Annotated in this window: 17 protein-coding genes and 3 pseudogenes; 10 read left to right on the plus strand and 10 right to left on the minus strand. The window is 65.6% G+C overall.

The features are described from left to right. Positions 1-36 precede the first annotated feature (36 nt). The 4 genes from purS to CXY81_RS06085 are packed head-to-tail and all read left to right on the plus strand — an operon-like array spanning position 37 to position 2,510. Entirely contained in the window at positions 37-306 is a 270-nt protein-coding gene (gene purS / locus CXY81_RS06070; protein ID WP_104099452.1) for a phosphoribosylformylglycinamidine synthase subunit PurS, read from the plus strand. Then, the gene (gene purQ / locus CXY81_RS06075; protein ID WP_104169573.1) at positions 306-1,004 is read left to right on the plus strand and encodes a phosphoribosylformylglycinamidine synthase subunit PurQ; all 699 of its coding nucleotides are present in this window, start codon (positions 306-308) and stop codon (positions 1,002-1,004) included. Before purS ends, purQ begins: the two co-directional genes overlap by 1 nt. A gap of 59 nt (positions 1,005-1,063) precedes the next feature. After that, positions 1,064-2,167, plus strand: coding sequence for a tellurite resistance/C4-dicarboxylate transporter family protein (locus CXY81_RS06080; RefSeq protein WP_104194315.1), 1,104 nt, complete (start codon positions 1,064-1,066; stop codon positions 2,165-2,167). Positions 2,168-2,177: 10 nt separating this feature from the next. After that, positions 2,178-2,510: a cupin domain-containing protein gene (locus CXY81_RS06085; RefSeq protein ID WP_104194316.1), complete on the plus strand. Its 333-nt coding sequence runs from the start codon at positions 2,178-2,180 to the stop codon at positions 2,508-2,510. Positions 2,511-2,564: 54 nt separating this feature from the next. On the opposite strand, the gene CXY81_RS06090 is transcribed toward CXY81_RS06085, so the two are convergent. The 3 genes from CXY81_RS06090 to pdhA are packed head-to-tail and all read right to left on the minus strand — an operon-like array spanning position 2,565 to position 6,009. Beyond that, positions 2,565-3,869: a dihydrolipoamide acetyltransferase family protein gene (locus tag CXY81_RS06090; RefSeq protein ID WP_199182983.1), complete on the minus strand. Its 1,305-nt coding sequence runs from the start codon at positions 3,867-3,869 to the stop codon at positions 2,565-2,567. Further along, a complete protein-coding gene (locus tag CXY81_RS06095; RefSeq protein WP_104099447.1) occupies positions 3,866-4,882 on the minus strand; it encodes an alpha-ketoacid dehydrogenase subunit beta in 1,017 nt (338 codons plus the stop codon). Before CXY81_RS06095 ends, CXY81_RS06090 begins: the two co-directional genes overlap by 4 nt. Next, positions 4,879-6,009: a pyruvate dehydrogenase (acetyl-transferring) E1 component subunit alpha gene (gene pdhA / locus CXY81_RS06100; protein ID WP_104169571.1), complete on the minus strand. Its 1,131-nt coding sequence runs from the start codon at positions 6,007-6,009 to the stop codon at positions 4,879-4,881. The genes CXY81_RS06095 and pdhA overlap by 4 nt, the downstream gene beginning before the upstream one ends. Before the next feature lie 138 nt (positions 6,010-6,147). On the opposite strand from pdhA, the gene CXY81_RS06105 reads away from it, so the two are divergent. Beyond that, positions 6,148-6,798, plus strand: coding sequence for a TetR/AcrR family transcriptional regulator (locus CXY81_RS06105; protein WP_104194317.1), 651 nt, complete (start codon positions 6,148-6,150; stop codon positions 6,796-6,798). Positions 6,799-7,027: 229 nt separating this feature from the next. On the opposite strand, the gene CXY81_RS06110 is transcribed toward CXY81_RS06105, so the two are convergent. Then, positions 7,028-9,835 (minus strand): vitamin B12-dependent ribonucleotide reductase, encoded by a 2,808-nt coding sequence (locus CXY81_RS06110; protein ID WP_255408682.1) that lies wholly within the window; start codon positions 9,833-9,835, stop codon positions 7,028-7,030. Between the two features lie 460 nt (positions 9,836-10,295). Here CXY81_RS06110 and CXY81_RS06115 point away from each other — a divergent pair, with 460 nt between their 5' ends. After that, positions 10,296-10,847, plus strand: a complete 552-nt coding sequence (locus CXY81_RS06115; RefSeq protein ID WP_104194319.1) for a cob(I)yrinic acid a,c-diamide adenosyltransferase — start codon at positions 10,296-10,298, stop codon at positions 10,845-10,847. Between the two features lie 252 nt (positions 10,848-11,099). On the opposite strand, the pseudogene CXY81_RS06125 reads toward CXY81_RS06115, so the two are convergent. Continuing rightward, positions 11,100-11,261: pseudogene (locus CXY81_RS06125) on the minus strand (IS4 family transposase); the annotation flags it as partial. On the opposite strand from CXY81_RS06125, the gene CXY81_RS06130 reads away from it, so the two are divergent. The 3 genes and pseudogenes from CXY81_RS06130 (at position 11,196) to CXY81_RS06140 (ending at position 13,673) form a co-directional block, all read left to right on the plus strand. Further along, complete coding sequence (locus CXY81_RS06130; RefSeq protein ID WP_369828344.1) at positions 11,196-12,062, plus strand: DUF6544 family protein; 867 nt, start codon at positions 11,196-11,198, stop codon at positions 12,060-12,062. The pseudogene CXY81_RS06125 and the gene CXY81_RS06130 overlap by 66 nt on opposite strands. A gap of 290 nt (positions 12,063-12,352) precedes the next feature. After that, positions 12,353-13,111 (plus strand): annotated as a pseudogene (locus CXY81_RS17440) (wax ester/triacylglycerol synthase domain-containing protein); the annotation flags it as partial. Positions 13,112-13,385: 274 nt separating this feature from the next. Continuing rightward, positions 13,386-13,673: a WS/DGAT domain-containing protein gene (locus CXY81_RS06140; protein WP_158252014.1), complete on the plus strand. Its 288-nt coding sequence runs from the start codon at positions 13,386-13,388 to the stop codon at positions 13,671-13,673. A 633-nt stretch (positions 13,674-14,306) separates the two neighbouring features. On the opposite strand, the gene CXY81_RS06145 is transcribed toward CXY81_RS06140, so the two are convergent. The 5 genes and pseudogenes from CXY81_RS06145 to mgrA form a co-directional block, all read right to left on the minus strand. Further along, complete coding sequence (locus CXY81_RS06145; RefSeq protein WP_104194323.1) at positions 14,307-15,527, minus strand: type II toxin-antitoxin system HipA family toxin; 1,221 nt, start codon at positions 15,525-15,527, stop codon at positions 14,307-14,309. Then, positions 15,520-15,852 carry a helix-turn-helix domain-containing protein gene (locus CXY81_RS06150; protein ID WP_104194324.1) on the minus strand — a complete coding sequence of 111 codons (333 nt, stop codon included), beginning with the start codon at positions 15,850-15,852 and terminating at the stop codon, positions 15,520-15,522. The genes CXY81_RS06145 and CXY81_RS06150 overlap by 8 nt, the downstream gene beginning before the upstream one ends. Positions 15,853-16,208: 356 nt before the next feature. After that, a pseudogene (locus CXY81_RS06155) lies at positions 16,209-16,475 on the minus strand (IS1380 family transposase); the annotation flags it as partial. A gap of 121 nt (positions 16,476-16,596) precedes the next feature. Continuing rightward, positions 16,597-17,115 (minus strand): hypothetical protein, encoded by a 519-nt coding sequence (locus CXY81_RS06160; protein WP_233194022.1) that lies wholly within the window; start codon positions 17,113-17,115, stop codon positions 16,597-16,599. A 147-nt stretch (positions 17,116-17,262) separates the two neighbouring features. After that, positions 17,263-18,288: an L-glyceraldehyde 3-phosphate reductase gene (gene mgrA / locus CXY81_RS06165; RefSeq protein ID WP_104169560.1), complete on the minus strand. Its 1,026-nt coding sequence runs from the start codon at positions 18,286-18,288 to the stop codon at positions 17,263-17,265. Positions 18,289-18,441: 153 nt separating this feature from the next. Here mgrA and CXY81_RS06170 point away from each other — a divergent pair, with 153 nt between their 5' ends. Further along, entirely contained in the window at positions 18,442-18,903 is a 462-nt protein-coding gene (locus tag CXY81_RS06170) for a DUF3817 domain-containing protein (RefSeq protein ID WP_104194325.1), read from the plus strand. The last annotated feature ends 110 nt before the right edge of the window (positions 18,904-19,013 follow it).

A 19,013-nucleotide genomic window follows, 5' to 3' on the forward strand; every position in this document is an offset into this window, starting at 1 on the left:
CGTGGAATCCACCCCCCGACGCCTCCGGAGTGAGCTATGCCAACAATCGTCGTAGAAGTTATGCCCAAGGCCGAGCTGCTCGACCCGCAGGGGAAGGCCGTCGCCGGCGCCCTGGGTCGCCTCGGCAAGACCCGTTTCACCAGCGTTCGCCTGGGCAAGCGGTTTGAACTCACCATCGACGGCCACGTCGACGACGCCGTGCTCGCCGAGGTGCAAGAACTCGCCGACACCGTACTGTCCAACACGGTGATCGAGGATGTCATCGGCATCCACGTGCTGGAGGCACCCGCCGGAGAGACCCACTGATGCGCATCGGCGTCGTCACGTTCCCCGGTTCGCTCGACGATCGCGACGCCGCGCGCGCGATCCGCCTGGCCGGCGCAGAGCCCGTCGCCCTCTGGCACGGCGAGCACGACCTGCACGGCGTGGACGCGCTCGTACTGCCCGGCGGCTTCAGCTACGGCGACTACCTGCGCTGCGGCGCCATCGCGAGCCTCTCTCCGATCATGGCCGAGGTCATCAGCGCGGCCAACGGCGGCATGCCCGTACTCGGTGTCTGCAACGGCTTCCAGATGCTGACCGAGGCGCACCTGCTCGAGGGCGGCCTGATTCGCAACGACCACGGCTCGTTCATCTGCCGCGACCAGAGATTGCGCGTCGAGAGCGCCCTCACCGACTGGACCGGCGGTTTCGCGGCCGGCCAGGAGATCACCATCCCGCTCAAGAACGGCGAGGGCGGCTTCATCGCCTCCGCCGACACGCTCGAGCGCCTCGAGGGTGAGGGCCGCGTGGTCGTGCGCTACGTCGGCATGAACCCGAACGGCTCGCTCAACGACATCGCCGGCATCAGTAACATGCGCGGCAACGTCGTCGGCCTGATGCCGCACCCCGAGCACGCGGTCGAGCCGGGCTTCGGCCCCGACACCGTCGACGCCATGCGCAGCGGCACCGACGGGATCACCTTCTTCACCTCCGTGATCGAACGGATGCTCGTCAGCGCGTAACAGCGTCCGCACCATGCGGTTGTCGGCGCGCCGGAGCGCCGGCGCGCTAGCCTGTCAGGGTGACGTCTAACAGCGGTGTGCGTGTGAGTGCCGCTGTCCGCGGGATGCCGCCGGGCTACTTCGCGTTGGTCATGGCCACGGGGATCATCTCGGTCGGGATGCACCTGATCGGCGTCCAGACGCTCAGCTTCATCCTTATGGTTGTGTGTGCCGGGGCCTACCTGATTCTCGTGGCGCTCACCGGGTGGCGGCTCATCGCCTTTTCCGCGGCCTTCCTTGCGGACATGCACGATCCCCACCGCGGATTCCAGTTCTTCACTTTCGTCGCCGGCACCAACGTCCTGGCTGCCCGTCTCGCCATCGAGGGCTGGTTCGGCCTGGCGACGGTTCTCCTCGGGGTGTCCGGAATCACCTGGCTGTTGCTCGGCTACGCTCTCCCGTGGTTCGCGGTCCTGGGTCGCAGCGTGCGCCCCGTGCTCAACGCCGCGAACGGGACCTGGTTCATCTGGGTCGTCGCCAGCCAGTCGGTCGCCGTCGTGGCAGCCTCGTTGGAGCCCGTGTCGGGCGATGCCAGGGCACTGCTCGCAGTCCTCGCGATCTTGTCCTGGTCGGTGGGCATCTTCCTCTACGGAGCCGCGGGTGTTTTCGTATCCTTACGGTTGGTGCTCTATGACATCCGGCCTGAGCAGTTGGACCCGCCCTACTGGGTGTCCATGGGCGCGTGCGCGATCACGGTGCTGGCCGGTGCCCGCATCGTCGAAATGGCGGACGCCCCAATGGTGACCGCGACCCGGGGGCTCGTTGCGGGCGTCTCCGTCATGTTCTGGGCGTTCGCCACCTGGCTCATCCCCGTGCTCATCGCGGTGGGGTTCTGGCGTCACGTCACACACCGAGTGCCACTGCGCTACGAAGCGACGCTGTGGAGCATCGCATTTCCTGTCGGGATGTACGCGGTCGCCGGAATCTACCTGGGCCAGGCCGATGACCTTCCACTGGTCGGGCAGATCGGGACCGTCTCACTCTGGGTGGCTCTCGTGGTGTGGTTGGTCGTGTTCACCGCGATGGTCCGCCAGCCGCTGCGGGCAGGTGGACTGTTTCGTGGATCCCCTGACCCGCGGCACCTGAACGTTGAGCCCGCAGTCACCGACCGACCGAGAAAGTGAGAACCGACCCGTGCAGAAAATTTCGATCGAGGCGTTCGCCCGCGAACACCTGAAGGCAGCCGCAGCCGGCACCAGTGGTCGCGCAGCCGGAACGGTCTTCGGCGGCCACGAGAAGGTGATGCGTCAAACCGTCATTGCGCTGCTGGCCGGGATCTCCCTGAGCGAGCATGAGAATCCGGGTGAGGCGACGGTCTATGTCCTCAGCGGGCGCGTGCGGCTAAGAGCCGGCGACGACGTCTGGGAGGGGCGCGCCGGTGATTTCCTGATCGTTCCGGACGCACGGCACAGCCTTGAGGCGGTCGTAGATTCCACGGTCCTGATGACCGTTGCCAAGAAGGGCTAGAACGCCAGATCGAGGACCGCCGCGACAGGCGCGCAGCGATCCCCGTGCCGGTGATCAGGCGATGATCGTCCACGGGTTCTCGATCAGACGGGTCAGCGTTTGCAGGAACTGTGCGGCCACAGCGCCGTCGATGATCCGGTGGTCCGCCGACAGGGTATAGCGCATCCTGTGCCGGGCAACGATCTCGTCCCCGACCACGACAGCCTCGCGGGCGGTGCCGCCGACGGCCAGGATCGCCCCTTCGGGCGGGTTGATGATCGCGGTGAACTGCTCCACACCGAACATGCCGAGGTTGCTGATGGTGAACGTGCCGCCCGACATCTGGCCGGCTGTGAGCTTCTTGGCGTTGGCCAGGGAGACGAGCTGCTTGGCTTCCGTACCGAGCTGGCTGACGGTCTTCTGGTCCGCGTCCTCGATCACGGGAACCACGAGGCCGTTGCCCGAGGCGACAGCCACACCGATGTTGACGCGGTGGTGCACCAGCATCTCGACGCTCGCGTCGTCGATGTAGGACGCGTTGACCTCGGGGTGCTCGCGGAGGGCGAGCGCGCTCGCCCGAATCAGCAGGTCGTTGATGCTCACCTTCGGCCGACCGGCCTGAACGAGTTGCGCGTTCAGCTCGGTGCGCAACTGCACGAGGTTCTCGGCGTCGGCCGCGGCGGTGACGAAGAAGTGCGGAATGGTGCGGGCGCTCTCACCCAGCCGCCGCGCGATGATGCGGCGCATGTTGCTCAGCGGGATCGCCTCGGACGCGCGCTTGTCGAGGGTGTCCGGTGAGGGTCCGGCGGCTGCCGCGCTCGGAGCGACCACGGTCGCGTTGGGGACGGCAAAGTCGCCACCGGGCGCGGGCGCCTGGGCGAGCAGTGCGTCGGTATCCGAGCGGATGATGCGGCCGCCGGGGCCCGTGCCGCGCACCTGGCTCAGGTCGAGATGGTTTTCCCGCGCGAGCTTGCGCACCAGCGGTGACGCGAAGAGGCGCTCACCGCGCCCGGCGGCGTTCCCGTCCGCATTGCCATCGGTCGGAGGAACTGCCGGTGCGGCCTCGGCCGCCGGCGCAGCCGCCGGCGCAGCCGCCGGTGCGTCGGCAGCGGCGGCCGGCGTCGCCCCCGGCATGACACTCGGCTTGCCGTCGTCCAGCAGTGCGATGGGCTCGCCGATGGAGACCAGCTTCCCCTCTGCCACGAGATGCTCCGAGAGTGTGCCGGCCTCGTAGGCTTCGTACTCCATCGTGGCCTTATCGGTCTCGATCTCGACGAGCAGGTCCCCGACCTCGACCCGGTCACCGGGCTGCTTGTGCCAGATCGCGATCGCGCCTTCCTCCATCGTGTCGGAGAGGCGGGGCATTGTGATTTCGATCATGATTTTTCACCCATCGGGTAGCGGCGGCGACCGACGGCGTCGAGGGTCTGCCGGATGGCGCCGATGACGTCCTCCGCCGACGGCAACGCGGCCGTCTCCAAAGGTTTTGAGTACGGCAGCGGCACCTCTGCCATCGCGACGCGTCGAACGGGCGCGTCCAGGTAGTCGAAGGCGCCGTCGGAAATCGTGGCCGCGATTTCAGCGCCGATTCCATAGGTCAGCCAGTCATCCTCGAGGATGACGGCGGCGTGCGTCTTCTTGACGGACTCCACAACCGTTTCGCGGTCCAGCGGACGCAGACTGCGCAGGTCGATGACCTCGATGTCGAGGCCGTCCGATTCCGCGAGCTGCGCCGCGACCTGCGACGCGACGTGGGCCATCCGTGAATAGCCGATCAGGGTGATGTCGCTTCCCTTGCGGGTGACGGCAGCCTTGCCGATTTCGGCCGACACGTCGCCGTCAGGCACCTCGCCCTTGATGTTGTAGAGCGACAGGTTTTCCAGGAACAGCACGGGGTCATCGTCCCGGATCGCCGCGATCAGAAGCGCCTTGGCGTCGGCCGGCGTGCTGGGTGCGACGACCTTCATCCCGGGGACGAAGGCGTAGAAGAGCTCGATGTTCTGCGAGTGGGTCGCACCCAGCTGCTGTCCGCCGCCACCCGGCGTGCGGATGACGAGAGGCACTCGGGCCTGTCCACCGAACATGCCGTAGATCTTGGCGGCGTGGTTCACGATCTGGTCGAGCGCGAGCAGGGAGAAGTTGATGGTCATGATCTCGACCACGGGGCGGAGCCCGAGCATCGCGGCGCCGATGGCGGCACCGGTGAAACCCTCTTCGGCGATCGAGGTGTCCCGCACGCGCTTCTCGCCGAACTCGTCGAGCATGCCCGCGGTGATCTTGTACGCGCCTTCGAAGAGACCGATCTCCTCACCCATCAGGAACACATTCTCGTCACGCAGCATCTCGGAACGCAGCGTGTCGTGCAGTGCCTGGCGATAGGTCATGATGCTCATTGGTTGACTCCGTAGTCGGGGATCGGTGCCGGCTCGAACAGAGGCTGCCCGGGCAACCGATGGGAGTCATTGGCCACGGCTGTGGCGTAGGTGTAGTCGAACAGGGTCGACACATTCGGGAACGGGCTGTTCTCGGCGAACGCCGCCGCCTCGGTTGCCTGAAGGGTTACTTCCTCGTCGATCTTCGCCAGTTCCTGCTCGTCGAGCAGACCGTCCGCGACCAGCTTGCCGGCGAAGGTGTGCACCGGGTCTCGTTCCTTGACCAGGGACATCTCCTCGTCGGAGCGGTACTTGGCCGGGTCGACGACGGAGTGCCCACGCAGTCGTTCCGTCACGACCTCGAGCAGGAAGGGCTTACCGCTGCGAGCCTGAGCAACGGCACGCTGGGCGGCCTCGAACACGGCGACGGGATCGAGCCCATCGACGCGTTCCGACGCCATCCGGTACGCGGATGCGCGCTTGTAGAGGTCCGGCTCAGCCGAAGCCTTGTCTACCGTCGTGGCCATTCCCAGCCTGTTGTTGATGATGACGTAGACGATCGGAAGGTTCCAGAGAGACGCGATGTTCAGAGACTCGTGGAATGCTCCGATGTTCGTGGTGCCATCGCCCATCGTGCACAGCACGATCTCGTCGCCGGCGCGGTAGTCGATGGCCAGGGCGGCCCCCGTCGCCAGCGGGATCTGGCCGCCGACGATGCCGTAGCCGCCCAGCATCCGCTTCTCGAGGTCGAACATGTGCATCGAGCCGCCCCACCCCTTGGACACCCCGTCGGATCGGCCGTACAGTTCGGCCATCACCCGGTTGGGGTGGATGCCGCGGGTGATCGCGTAGCCATGCTCGCGGTAGTTGGTGAAGAGGTAATCGCTCGGGCGGAGCGCGGACATGAGCCCGACGACCGCAGCCTCCTCGCCGAGATTCAGGTGGCAGTAGCCGCCGATCAGCGCTTGCGTGTAGGCCCGTGCGGCTCGCTCTTCGAACCGGCGGATGAGCATCATCTGGCGGTAGAACCCGGTCAAGAGTTCCCGGTCGGCCGGGGAGACATCGGGTTTTGCGCCCGGGGTCGGCCGACCCGGGGAAGTGGTTGGTCGGGACTGGGTCGCCACGGATGTACGCGGTCGAGTGGTCATGAAAGAACTCCCTGCTCGGCCTTCGTGAGGTCGGAGATCGAAGAGTCGCATCGAATTTTAATGATACGAATTAGTTTCATTCTACATCCGAGAGTACGTTTGCGTTAAACGTTTTTTTGAAGATCCGAAGGGCCGGACATGGACTCAGCGACCCCAGCGAGCCCGGTTCGCAAGCGCGGCCGACCCACGGAGGCGGGGCGCGTCGAGCGTCGAGGCCAGATCCTCGACGCCGCGTTGCCGGTCTTCCTCGAATATGGCTTCGGCAAGGCGACGGTGGACCGGATTGCCGCCGCGGCCCGCGTCACCAAGCGCACCATCTACACCTACTTCGGCGACAAGGATGGCGTCTTCACCGAGATGCAGCGACGCCTCGCCGCGAACGTCAGTGGCGAGCCTGTCCGTCCGGAGACGCTGGAATCACTCGCCGCGCGTATCGTGTACGGGTTGCACTCGGCCCAGATGATCGGACTACACCGCCTCGTGATCGCCGAGTCGCTGCGTTTTCCCGAACTCGCCCGACGGCTGCACGACAACGGCGACATGCGCCACATCGCGCGCCTCGCAGACCACATTCGGGCCGAGCACGGCCAGGCGGCCGCTGCCCGTGCCGAGCAGCTCTACGCACTGCTGCTGGGCGAAGACTACCGGCGGCGGCTGCTCGGGCTGCTCGAACCGGTGACCGCCGCCGAGGCCGCGGTCCACGCTCGGTCCGCGCTGGCCGTCATCCAGTTGACGACGGCGAGCCCCCCGTCCGGCGCCGCATCGGCAGCGGGTGCGCCGAGTCCGTGATGACGACCCGATCGTCGATCCTGCCCTGGCGCATCTCGTCGAGGACGTCGGTCAGCTCCTCGAGGCGGCCAGTGGCGACAGCCGGGTGGAACACTTCACGGTAGTGGAAAATCATGGCTTCGAGAAGGTCACGGCGGGTGCCCCCGTTCGAACCGCGAATGGTGAGGCCCTTGGGCACGATGTCGAAGATCGGCGCCGACAGCCCACCGCCGTCAGGCAGCGATGGGCCTCAGCTGCAGCCGCTCGTGCTGCCACAGCTTTCGCAGACATAGCACGAACCGGACGGACGCATGGCGGTGCCGCACGACATGCACAGCGGCGAATCCAGGCTGAGACCCTGCTGAGCCTCGAGTAGTTCCGCCGAGGAATGCACCGCTCGAGTCGCCCCTGCAGGCGGCTGGGCCGGAGGCACCACCTGGCTCGGTGGCGCCGTTTCCGTTGCTTCAGAGCCACCCGCATCGAGCTGGGAAACGCGCTCGGCGGTCGTGAAGATCCCCATCGACGAGCGCGTGGCGAACGGCAGGTGGTCCAGGGCCAGGCGGCGGAAAATGTAGTCCATCATCGACTGCGCCATCCGGATGTCCGGGTCATCGGTCATCCCCGCCGGTTCGAAGCGCAGATTGGTGAACTTCTCGACGTAGGTCGGCAGCGGCACCCCGTACTGCAGGCCGATCGAGACCGCGATGGAGAATGCGTCCATGACCCCGGACAGAGTAGAACCCTGTTTGCCCAGCCGGAGGAAGATCTCGCCGAGTTCGTCGTTGGGGTACAACCCCGCCGTGAGATGCCCCTCGGCGCCGGCGACGGCGAAGGACGTGGTGATCGACGTGCGGGACTTCGGGAGTCGCCGCCGGATCGGCGACGCGGGCTGCACAACCGGCACGGACGCCGGGGCGGCCTTGCCGTCCGATAGGGGCTGACCGACCTTGCAGTTGTCGCGGTAAATGGCCACCGCCTTGAGCCCGAGCTTCCAGCCCTGGAAGTAGACCTCCTCCACTTCGTCGACCGTTGCGCTCTGCGGGAGGTTGACGGTTTTGGAGATGGCTCCGGAGAGGAACGGCTGAACCGCGGCCATCATGCGCACGTGGCCCATCGGCGCGATGGCCCTCTTTCCCATGGCGCAGTCGAAGATCGCGTAGTGTTCCGGTTCGAGCCCGGGGGCACCGATGACCTGTCCGTGCAGGGCGATGTGTTCGACGATCGCCTCGGCGGCCTCCTGCGGGTACCCCAGGCCGCGCAGCGCTCGGGGCACGGTCTGGTTGACGATCTGCATGGAGCCGCCACCCACCAGCTTCTTGAACTTCACCAGTGAGAAATCCGGTTCGATTCCCGTGGTGTCACAGTCCATCATGAAGCCGATCGTGCCGGTGGGAGCGAGAACACTGGCTTGCGCGTTTCGCCAGCCGGACACCTCCCCCAACATCAGGGCCTGCTGCCAGGCCGCCGACGCCCGATCATGGATCTCGCCGCTCATGCCACCCGAGGTCTGCAGGGCGATGTCGGCTGCCTCGTGCTTGCGCATGACTCTCGTGTGGGCCTCCGCATTGCGCGCGAAGCCCTCGTACGGGCCAACCACTCCGGCCAGCTCGGCCGAACGCCGGTAGGCGGTTCCGGTCATCAGGGAGGTGATCCCGGCGGCCACGGCCCTGCCCGACTCGGAATCGTAGGCGTGACCGGCGGCCATCAGGAGAGCACCGAGGTTGGCGTAGCCGATGCCCAGCTGGCGGAACGCGCGGGTCGTCTCACCGATGGCCGGCGTCGGGAAGTCGGCGAAGCAGATCGAGATGTCCATCGCCGTGGTGATCAGCTCGACCGCCCGAACGAAGGCATCCGTGTCGAACACGTCCTCCCCCGGGACGGCGTCGGCGCGCAGAAACTTGAGCAGATTGAGCGAGGCCAGGTTGCAGGACGAGTTGTCGAGCGACATGTACTCCGAGCAGGGATTCGACGCCGTGATCCGACCCGATTCGGGATTGGTATGCCAGTCGTTGATGGTGTCGTCGTACTGGATTCCCGGGTCGGCGCAGTCCCACGCCGCTTGGGCGAGTTGACGGAACAGGCCCGGTCCGTGCACTGACTCGATCTCGCTTCCGTCCTGCCGGGAGGTGAGGGAGAAGCTGGTGCCGTTTTCCACGGCTCGCATGAACTCGTCACTGACCCGAACGGTGTTGTTGGCGTTCTGGTACTGCACGCTCGCCATGTCCGCACCGCCGAGGTCCATGTCGTAGCCGGCATCCCGCAGAGCACGGATTTTGCCTTCCTCCCTCGACTTGGCCTCGATGAATTCCACGATGTCCGGGTGATCCACGTCGAGCACCACCATTTTGGCAGCACGCCGGGTCGCCCCGCCGGACTTGATCGTTCCCGCGCTGGCATCGGCGCCGCGCATGAACGAGACGGGCCCACTGGCCGTTCCGCCGGAGGAGAGCAGCTCTTTGGAGGAACGCAGTTGGGACAGGTTCACCCCCGCCCCAGAACCGCCCTTGAAGATCATCCCCTCATCGCGGTACCAGCCGAGAATGGACTCCATTGTGTCCTCGACCGAGAGGATGAAGCAGGCGCTGACCTGCTGCGGCGATGGCGTCCCGACGTTGAACCACACCGGGGAGTTGAACGAGAAGACCTGATGCAGGAGCAGCCAGGTCAGTTCCGCACCGAAGACCTCCGCGTCGCCGTCCCCGGCGAAGTACCCGTTCGCCGACCCGGCAACCACATACTGCGTGACCACCCGGTCGATCAGCTGCTTGAGGCTGGACTCCCGCTCGGGCGACCCGATGGCCCCGCGAAAGTACTTCGTGCTCACAATGGTGGAGGCGTTCGCCGACCAGGTGTCCGGGAACTCGACACCCTTCTGCTCGAAGACGGTTTCGCCATTCTTCCAGTTCGTCTGCACGACATCGCGAAGCTCCCAGACCACCTCGTCGTACGGGTGGACCCCGGGCGTGCTGAAGTGGCGCTCGATGGCCAGTCCGGCACTATGCGCACCCTGATCGCTTCCGTCAGACCCGGCTTCGGCGTTCTGATTCCTGCTGCTCACGTTCGCTCCCCACTCACGACACCCGAATGCCATATTACTACCAGTGGGTGTCAACTCCTCAGTGAACCACTACATGTAGTGATTGTGTTTTTCTGCTTCGGCTCGGGCGTGTCCTCGACGGGCAGTGCGGCAGAAAAAAGCCCGCCTGGCGGTGCGGAGCAGGGCTGCACGCACAGGCCGCCCGATCAATGCCGCGACGCCGCCGGCCAGGACGACGGCCCGCATCAGAACCCCACCGAAAGAGGTTGCGCTGCTGAAGGGGAAAATCTGAGCCCCGCGGCGCAACCACGTCGATAGGGGGGTGATGTTCCGCGCGGTGTGCAGCATCCCAACGGTGGCCGGGCACCCGCGCACCGACGGCAGACAGCCGCACCGGCACGCGAATGCATGAAACGATGGAATTGTCCGGTACCGGCCCAGCTTCGTCAACCTAGTCCGGCGATCAACGGGAGGCCACGAAATGGCAAGAATCTACACCAGAACCGGCGACGCCGGCAGCACCGGGATGCTTCATGGCGGCAGGGTCTCCAAGGGTGATGAACTCATGGACGCGGTCGGCGACATCGACGAAGCGGTGTCTGCCCTCGGTCTGGCGCGAGCGGGATGCGCCGAGCCCGAGCATGCCGCGATCCTGTTCCGCGTGCAGCGCGATTTGTTCGTCGTCGCAGCCGATCTGGTCGTGAACCCGGCTCACCGCGACCGCCTCGTCCCGCGCGTATCGCTGGTCGTTCCGGACATGGTCACGGAGCTGGAGGGAATCATCGACGGGCTGGTGACCGCCCGGCCGCTGCGGCCGGTTTTCCTCATCCCCGGGTCGACGCCCACCGAGGCCGCCATCGATCTGGCCAGAACGGTGGTGCGGCGGGCCGAGCGGCACACGGTGCGGGCCGGTGTGGTCGGGCATCCGGTCAGCGACGACGCGCGGCATTACCTCAACCGGCTCTCCGACCTGCTCTACGTGCTTGCCCGGCACTCGGCGGGCCCCGAAACAGAGCCTGCCAGCCACGACTGAGGACGACTCAAAATTGAATTCTCTCTCTCGCCGGTTCCTCCTCCGCTTAGCCTCAATACCGTTCATTTAAGCGTTTGAGTGGGGATTTCTGGCTCATGGAGGGGTTGTGGCCAGTGCGCGTGGTGGAAGCGTTTGGCGGGCCACTTCGAGACCTTGCGTTTGATGACGCGAGGGTGTGATCGCCGTCGTCGCGCCGGGTTCAGGCGCCGGACGAGGGCGAGGATGGCATGGCGCCAGACCGCTTTGGCGTGGTCAGGCTGCGGAGGGGGAAAAAGCGCCCTGGGCCACGGAACGGCGGGCGATGCGGAGTGCGGCAACGAAAGAGACCCGGTCGGGGTCACGGCGAGCATGCTGGGCGGCCTCAACCATGAGCGTGCGGATCGCGTAGTGGCAACAGAGGTGCCCCCAGATTTCCGTCGCGTCCAGGCCGCGCTCAGCGAAGCCCAACCGCGCTCCGGCGTAGCCGTGACCGAAGCCAACCTGGCCCACCTGCCAGGGCTGGTCGCCGAGCACGTCCGTCGCTCCGGGGCAGTCGGTCAACCCCGGGTGTCTTCCCTGCGCGCCAATATTCACGGCCGGATACGTGCCAGCGCCACGTCGCGATGGATGACTTACACCGGCGAGCAGGTCAACACCTACGGGCCCGCGCCCAGCCGGTTGTTCTGGATGGACGCCACGATGTTCGGCCTGCCGGTCGACGTCCTCCACGTCCTCGTCGGGCGCACCGCCACCATGCGCGTCAAGCTGTGCTCGATGCTGCCGATGGCAAATGCTGCAGGGCCGGAGATGGATCGGGCCGAAACCGTGACACTGTTCAACGACCTCTGCATCCTCGCCCCCGCGGCGCTCATTGACGCCCCAATCGTCTGGCAGCCCCTCGACGACAGCCATGTCCGCGGGGTTTTCACCAACGGTGCGCAGACCGTGACCGCCGACCTGACCTTCTGCGACGGCGACCTCGTCGACTTCATCTCCGACGACCGGATGAGCACCACCCCGGACGGCTCCACCTTCACCCCTCAACTCTGGTCGACACCCGTGAGCGACTACCGAGCTTTCGGCACCCGGCGACTCGCCACCCGCGGCGACGGCCGTTGGCATCCCACTGCCCCCCGTGACCAGTTCGTCTACTTCGAATACAACCTCGACACCATCACCTACAACCCCGACGCCACAGCGGCCGGCGCGCCAGCCCGAGTTCGAAGGTCGGTCTAGTACACCAAACGGGTCTCGTTGCGCACCGTGTTCGCTCGCCCCCGTGGTAGCTGGAGCCTCCGGGAATCCTAAGGCCGCATATCCGGTGGCATCAGTGATGAGACATCCGTCACCAAGTCCACGCACCGAGAGAACGGGTTCATGTCGGGGTTCGCCACACCGCCGGTGGTCGAGATTGTCCGTGTTTTTGCCAGGCTCAATCACAGGCACGACGTGCCCGATTGCCGTGGGTATAGGTTGGGGAAATGGGGGTGTCGTTTTCGATCGACCGGGTGAGTACCGACGATCTGATGTCGCTGGCAACCGAGCGTGGAGCCTCGCCACTGCAGGTAGGTGCCGTGCTGATCATCGACACGGCTGACGTGCTCGGTACGGGGACTGGGCTCGATGTCGAGCGGGCTGTCGACCTTCTCGCCCAGCGTCTACCGGGCGTGCCGCGCCTACGGCAGAGGCTCGTGCCCGCGCCGTTCGGCTGCGGACGTCCGATCTGGGCGGACGATGCCGATTTCGACGTGACCCAGCACGTGAGCGTCGTCCCCTGCCCGGCCCCCGGGGGCGAGCAGGCGGTACTCGATCTAGCCGCAGTGCTGCTCGTCACTCCGCTGCCGCGCACCCGTGCGCTCTGGGCAGCCACTCTTGTCACCGGAGTAGCGCGGCACCAAGCCGCGTTGATCGTCGTCTTTCACCACGTGCTCGCCGACGGCGTGGCTGGCCTGGTCGTGCTGGGCGGGCTCGTCGACCAGTCGGACGCTACCGGGACGCCCAGGGCCGTGGGCCCGAAGACGCGTGAATCCGATTTCCCGCGGCCGCAAGCATCCATTCGCCAGCTCGCCATCGGCGCCTGGACCCGCCGGCTAGGTTCACTGCGAGCTCTCCCCGCTCTGCTGCGCCGCCTCCTTGATGCGGCCCGGGAATTGCGGTCGGTGCGGTGGACGCGCCTGAGGTCAACCTCGCTCAACCGACCGACCGGCCCGCGACGAAGCCTCGCTACGGTCACGGTGGCGCTGGACGAAATCCGCAACGCCGGTAACGCCCAGAAAGCCACGGTCAACGACGTCGTGCTCACCGCGATCGGTGGCGCACTGCACCGGCTCCTCGCGTTGCGCGACGAGGCTGTCGACCGGTTCATCGTCTCGGTGCCGTTCTCCTGGCGGCGCGCCACGACGCACGGAGACCTAGGCAATCGCAGCGGGGTTATCCCGATCCGGGTACCCGGCGTCGGCGCCGCGGAAAGTCGATTGCGATTCGTAGCAGAGGGGACCCGGAAGGCCAAACGGTCGTCGCCCGGTGCGACGACCGCCCTGCTCGGCCCGTTTTTTCCGGGTGCTCGCGCAGCTGGGACTATTCCAATGGTTCGTCGACCGGCAGCGTCTAATCCACACCTTTGTAAGCAATTTGCGCGGGCCAGAACAGCGACTCTCAATCTTTGGCTGCCCGGTCACCGCGATTGTCCCGCTGAGCGCCGCGACGGGAAACGTGACCGTCTCATTCACTGTGCTCTCATACGCAGGCGATCTCACGATCACTCTCATCGCCGACCCCGATGCTTGCCCCGACTTGGCCACGCTGCAGGGTCTGCTCGCCGAGGAGCTAGCAGAGCTCGCCAGGTGAGCCTGTCGCCCTCGTCGATCTCAGCAAAGAGAGGCGGTTACTGCACCCTGCCGGGCGAGCGCTCCTACGCCGAACTCTCCTGCCACTGGCCAAGGCCCTGCACGAAGGTTCTACTGAGGCAATTTGGGAAAGTCGCGTCGGGGCCGCTGCCGGGTAACGTTCCGACGAGACCGCCCAGGATGCGCCGGTCGATCGCGACGAGTCGCCCGAGTCCCCGCAATAAATTCCTTGGCCGACATTCAGCCCTAGAAGCCGGGCACGTCGGGAAGAAACTACTGCGGGCGCGGGTTGTGCCATCCACCAATAACGTTGTTCCCGACGATCTGCACGACGCCAATGGTCGGCCGGGCGAGTCCGGTCAGCATCTAATGGGATTCAATCCTCGCAGAACCCCTAGCGGATACGGAGCGAGGGAGAGTTCCATCGGCCGAGTCTCTGTTGCGCGCAGTTGGCCTACGCGCAACAAAGCCCCGCAAACGGCTTATCCGATTAGTTCCACGCCTGGTCTCGGAAATCGCTGATACCGTACTCGCTCCGGCTCTTCAGCGCCAGCGTGAGCAGATGAATCAGATCGCGAAACCCCCGCTACCGGCGTCGGGTACTTGAACACTCGGCCCGTCCAGCCTGCTGGGCTCATCCGGCAACGAACGCGCCAGCCATGAGGTCAATTTCGCTTTCCGGGATGTTGAGTCGGCGGGCTTCCACGACCCACCCGGAGACAGCGGCCTTGACTTCTAATAGCAATGCGACGGCGTCTTTCACACGGAAGTACCGAGCCACGTCTAGGAGGGCGGCGGTGTCCGCGAAAAAGGTGTCGTAGTCGATGGACGTGGACAACTCCTTGGGTCCCGCTGCCGGGTTGGGGTTGAGGTCGAACGCGGGAGACAAGTCCCAGCTGCGTGTGGTGTCCGACCGGAGGAACCCGTGGTTTCTGAGATGGTCGTCGGTGTTAGAGATCAGGATTGAGAACGCGATCCGGCGCCACAGCTCGCGAAGGTCACGCGTCGCAGATGAGGATGACTGCTCAATGACCTCGGCGATTTCCAAGTAGCTGCGGTGCTCGCCGTCAACTGCTTCGAGCATCGTCATAGCGCTCACATATCCGATGCGACGATCCCCGACTCTGTCGAACCTGTTGAGCAGCAGCACGTTCCGGCCTGCGACACTCATCAATTCAGTGCGCGGCGTTCGAATGCCTGCCCGGCTGGCCAGCGTCAGAGCGAGCTGCTCCCACGCCATGACGTCCCATTCGTCGGAGGCAACACGGGGGAACTTCGCAATGAGCAATGCACCCCGGCTGTTGACAACGGCAGCTTTGGGCCGGGCACCACCGATAGAGCTTCCCGCACGCAGGAGTAGCCGCAACGATTCGTCATCGGGATGGTCGCTCTCAACAGATTCAACAGCGTGGAGAAGCCTCGACAGGCCGACCAGGTGCGGCACGCTTGCAGCCGCCGGCCCCAGCCAATCAGTGGTCCCCGGATGACGGAACCGGAAGGCGCCCTGACGAAGGTCGTCGCGAACACCGAGCGTGTAATCAAGTTCGCCGAAACTGCGTTCAGCTCCACCGCCTTGTGCGGCACGGTGATGTTCGGATCTTTCGATGAGTTTGCGTCCCCAGCGGTCGGGAGCGCAGTCCGTGAACGCCCCGAAAAGGCGACGCCCGTCCGCAGTGTTGAAAGACCCGGATGAGAGGGGTAGCCCCGGATCGAGCGAGTACGCGTCTGGTCTGGCCAGATAATCGATGTCGTAGGTGAAAGTGGCGCTCTCGGAGTTGCGTCGACGATGCGCGTAGACCGTGCCCGCGCGGACGTCGACACCGTCTATTTGCACCCAGACTTCCGCGTCAGACATCGGCCTGTTTCTTCGGCCGGCTCTGACGCACACGCTGCGGGAGAACTTCCTCGGAGCGAAGCCGGCCGATGTCGCTGCGATAAGGGTCGGCGCTCTCAACGACCGTGTCCATGATTCCAAGTGCCCGGAAGACACGCAGCGCGGTCTCGAGGCTGACGCCTCCCTGCCCCGATTCCAGCTTGTGGAGGGTTGCCCGGCTCATGCCCGCGCGATCGGCGACCTGCGCCGCAGTCAACCCGAGAAGTTTCCGCCACGTCTGAATGTCTATACCAAGTTCACGGAGAGCACGCCGGACGGGGATGGGGGTTAATCGCTTCTCGACCATTGAATCTCCTTCCTAACGCCTATTATTTTATACACTAACGCTTATAAAGCATTTCATACTCTGCATTAGCTTGGTTTTCCGTCTGCGGCGGATCGCAGCGCACCGGACGAGTGTGCCGCGCGTCGGGCGTGTGGCGGGCAGACTCCGGCGCCTTTACGGGCGGAGAGGTTCACGCGTGCCCACATTTGGCAGGAATGTCGGGTGCGGCCCAAACTCACAAGACTCACAAATCGCACAAGACTCACAAGGGACTGCCTCGAGTTCAGTTGACTCCAAGGGTGAATGGTTTCAGGCGGCCGCGCGAGCCGGGCGAATGGCCCCTTCGATCTCCGCGCAAGCGCCTGATGTCTGGCATCGGCGAAGAGTTTCTTCATCCCGCCGTGGCGGAGCAGAGCCATGTCATCGTTCGAGTCCGCGCCGGCGAGCATCCCCGCGACCAACGCGGTGACTTTCAACCCCGCGTTCGCCCCGAAGTACCCCGGCAACGTCAACCACCGGCTGGCAAGCTCGCCCAGGCCTGTGGAGGCGGCCAACATCATCGCAGGGACGAGTCCGGCGGCCGACACGAGATTGGTGTCATCGAAGGACGCTGACAAGGCCGTGGATCTATGGAAAAATTGCATCTACGAGATGCCTTTCGTGTCAGTCGAAATGAACCCTAAGTAAGTTCTACTTTTCCTGATCTGGAAGGCATTCTCTGTTTTACGCGCCGTCAATTCCCCAGCCTCACCGGTGGATTGAGGCTTAGGACACCGTGACCAACACCGGGGGGACCGGCAGGCGAGGTGACGGCGTGCGTCGAGCACCCCAGGTTCGCCGCCATCCGGCACGGTCGGGACCGGATGCCGCCGACAGGCCCCCCGGTGGAACCGTGCGTGCTCGGGCGGTCGGCCGTGCACTGACGTCGGTGAACTCCGGGACCGCAATTTCGTGGTCGATGACCGCACCATCGGCGATGAAAGCCCCACGGCCGATGTCCGTGTTGCTGGCCAGGCGCGCCTCGTTTCCGACAATCGCATCGGCTCCGATATGCACGTTCGCGCCGACGAAGACCCGCGCGCCGATGATCGCCCCGTGGTCGATCCAGCTCCCCTGCCCGATCCACGATTCAGGCCCGACCTGGGCGTCACTTTCCACATACGTTGCGCTCGACACGTAGGCGCTCGGGTTCACCTGGGCACCGGGCGACACCAGTCCACGCCCGTTCTCGTGACGCCGGTACTTCGTCACCTGGCCCTTCTCGAGTTCCACTTCCACACTCATTCTTGCCACTAGCAGTCTCCTCGATCTCATCGTACGATTCATTAAAAGGATAACTCTGCTTTTAATAAACTGTCCAGGAAAGTTTCCCGGCGATCACGGCGCGGGCGCCGCAGCGGCCCGCCCGAATCATCCGTCGATGTCGCCAGGCTAGACGGCGCTGGACGGCTCCCACAGGTTGATGCCCATGTCGACGGCGTGCTCGTCGATCGCCGTGATCTCGGCGTCGGTGAACGCGAGGTTGTCGATCGCGGCGATGTTCGTCTCCAACTGCTTCACCGAGGAGGCGCCGACGAGCGCCGTGGTGACGGTTTCGCGTCGCAGCACCCACGACAGGGCGAGCTGGGCGAGCGACTGACCGCGGGCATCCGCGATCTCGGTCAGGGCACGGATGCGCCCCACCGTCTGGTCGTTCACCATCTCGCGGCTCATCGAGCCGGCCTGCGAGGCTCGGGACCCCTCGGGCACCCCGTTCAGGTAGCGGTCGGTGAGCAGCCCCTGCGCCAGCGGGGAGAAGGCGATGCAGCCGACGCCGAGGTCGTCGAGGGTGTCGAGCAGTCCGTCTTCGACCCACCGGTTGAACATTGAGTAGGAGGGCTGGTGGATCAGCAGCGGCGTACCCATCTCGGCGAGGATCGCGGCGGCCTGCCGGGTGCGCTCGGGCGAGTACGAGGAGATGCCGGCGTACAGCGCCCGGCCGCTCGTGACGGCCGTATGCAGCGCGCCCATGGTCTCTTCGAGCGGGGTGTCCGGGTCGGCCCGGTGGGAGTAGAAGATGTCGACGTAGTCCAGGCCCATCCGGCCGAGGGACTGGTCGAGGCTCGAGAGCAGGTACTTGCGCGAGCCGAAGTTGCCGTACGGGCCCGGCCACATGTCGTAGCCGGCCTTGGTCGAGATGACCAGTTCGTCGCGGTGCGGGGCGAAGTCCTGAGCGAGGTGCACACCGAAGTTGCTCTCGGCGCTGCCCTTGGGCGGCCCGTAGTTGTTGGCCAGGTCGAAGTGGGTGACGCCCAGGTCGAAGGCGCGGCGCAGGATGGCGCGCTGCGTCTCCATCGGCGCGGTGCCGCCGAAGTTCTGCCAGAGGCCCAGCGAGATGGCGGGAAGTTTGAGGCCGCTGCGACCGGTGCGGCGGTAGGGCATGGAGTCGTAACGGGTGTCTGCGGGAAGGTACGTCATTCCTTCAGACTCGCACAGTCGGCTGGGTAGCCCTCTGCCCCACTGATCCGCCGTGTCATCCGTTCGGCCGATGCGCGGCTCCCCCGCAACCCTGCGAAGATCGAAGCTCCCCCCTTCTTTCGTCCCGTTCCCCACCCCCTGGAGTGTTCCCCCGTGTCTCCCCGCCTCTTCTACCGCACCATCGCCATCGCTGAGGCGGTGACCTGGACCCTCCTGATCGGCGGCATGCTGCTGAAATACGTGGGGGATGCCGGCGGCACCCCGGTGCGGATCGCCGGCTCCCTGCACGGGTTCGTCTTCATCAGTTACGCCCTGACCGCCGTGCTGGTGGGCCTGAACCAGCGCTGGCCGGTCCGGCTGATGGTGCTCGCCGTCGCCACGGCGATCGTGCCCTACGCGACGGTGCCGTTCGACATCCGTCTCGACCGCACCGGCCGGCTCGACGGCGACTGGCGCCGCGTCGCCACCGACGACCCGCGCGACCACACCTGGGTGGGCACGCTGCTGCGCTGGATGCTGAACCGTCCGGTGATCCTGGTCAGCAGTTTCGCCGTGGCCGCGGTGGCGATCATGACGGTGATGCTGTCGTTGGGTCCTCCCGGCGGGCGCAGCTAGCGGGCGGCCAGGCCGCTGCCAGGCTATAGCCGGGCGGCCTCGGAACCGGCGCTGGAGCGGCGCGGCGGGTAGACTCGCCAGGTCAAGCATTCGTTATCTCTGGGAGAACG

The sequence above is a fragment of the Cryobacterium sp. M25 genome (assembly GCF_002929635.1).
Classification (GTDB): domain Bacteria; phylum Actinomycetota; class Actinomycetes; order Actinomycetales; family Microbacteriaceae; genus Cryobacterium; species Cryobacterium sandaracinum.

Bases quoted from the DNA above. Each gene is read 5' to 3' on its own strand.
- purS (WP_104099452.1), top strand. From the start codon at position 37: ATGCCAACAATCGTCGTAGAAGTTATGCCCAAGGCCGAGCTGCTCGAC.
- purQ (WP_104169573.1), top strand. From the start codon at position 306: ATGCGCATCGGCGTCGTCACGTTCCCCGGTTCGCTCGACGATCGCGAC.
- CXY81_RS06090 (WP_199182983.1), bottom strand. From the start codon at position 3,869: ATGATCGAAATCACAATGCCCCGCCTCTCCGACACGATGGAGGAAGGC.
- CXY81_RS06095 (WP_104099447.1), bottom strand. From the start codon at position 4,882: ATGAGCATCATGACCTATCGCCAGGCACTGCACGACACGCTGCGTTCC.
- pdhA (WP_104169571.1), bottom strand. From the start codon at position 6,009: ATGACCACTCGACCGCGTACATCCGTGGCGACCCAGTCCCGACCAACC.
- CXY81_RS06105 (WP_104194317.1), top strand. From the start codon at position 6,148: ATGGACTCAGCGACCCCAGCGAGCCCGGTTCGCAAGCGCGGCCGACCC.
- CXY81_RS06115 (WP_104194319.1), top strand. From the start codon at position 10,296: ATGGCAAGAATCTACACCAGAACCGGCGACGCCGGCAGCACCGGGATG.
- CXY81_RS06130 (WP_369828344.1), top strand. From the start codon at position 11,196: ATGCTGGGCGGCCTCAACCATGAGCGTGCGGATCGCGTAGTGGCAACA.
- CXY81_RS06145 (WP_104194323.1), bottom strand. From the start codon at position 15,527: ATGTCTGACGCGGAAGTCTGGGTGCAAATAGACGGTGTCGACGTCCGC.
- CXY81_RS06150 (WP_104194324.1), bottom strand. From the start codon at position 15,852: ATGGTCGAGAAGCGATTAACCCCCATCCCCGTCCGGCGTGCTCTCCGT.
- CXY81_RS06160 (WP_233194022.1), bottom strand. From the start codon at position 17,115: ATGAGTGTGGAAGTGGAACTCGAGAAGGGCCAGGTGACGAAGTACCGG.
- mgrA (WP_104169560.1), bottom strand. From the start codon at position 18,288: ATGACGTACCTTCCCGCAGACACCCGTTACGACTCCATGCCCTACCGC.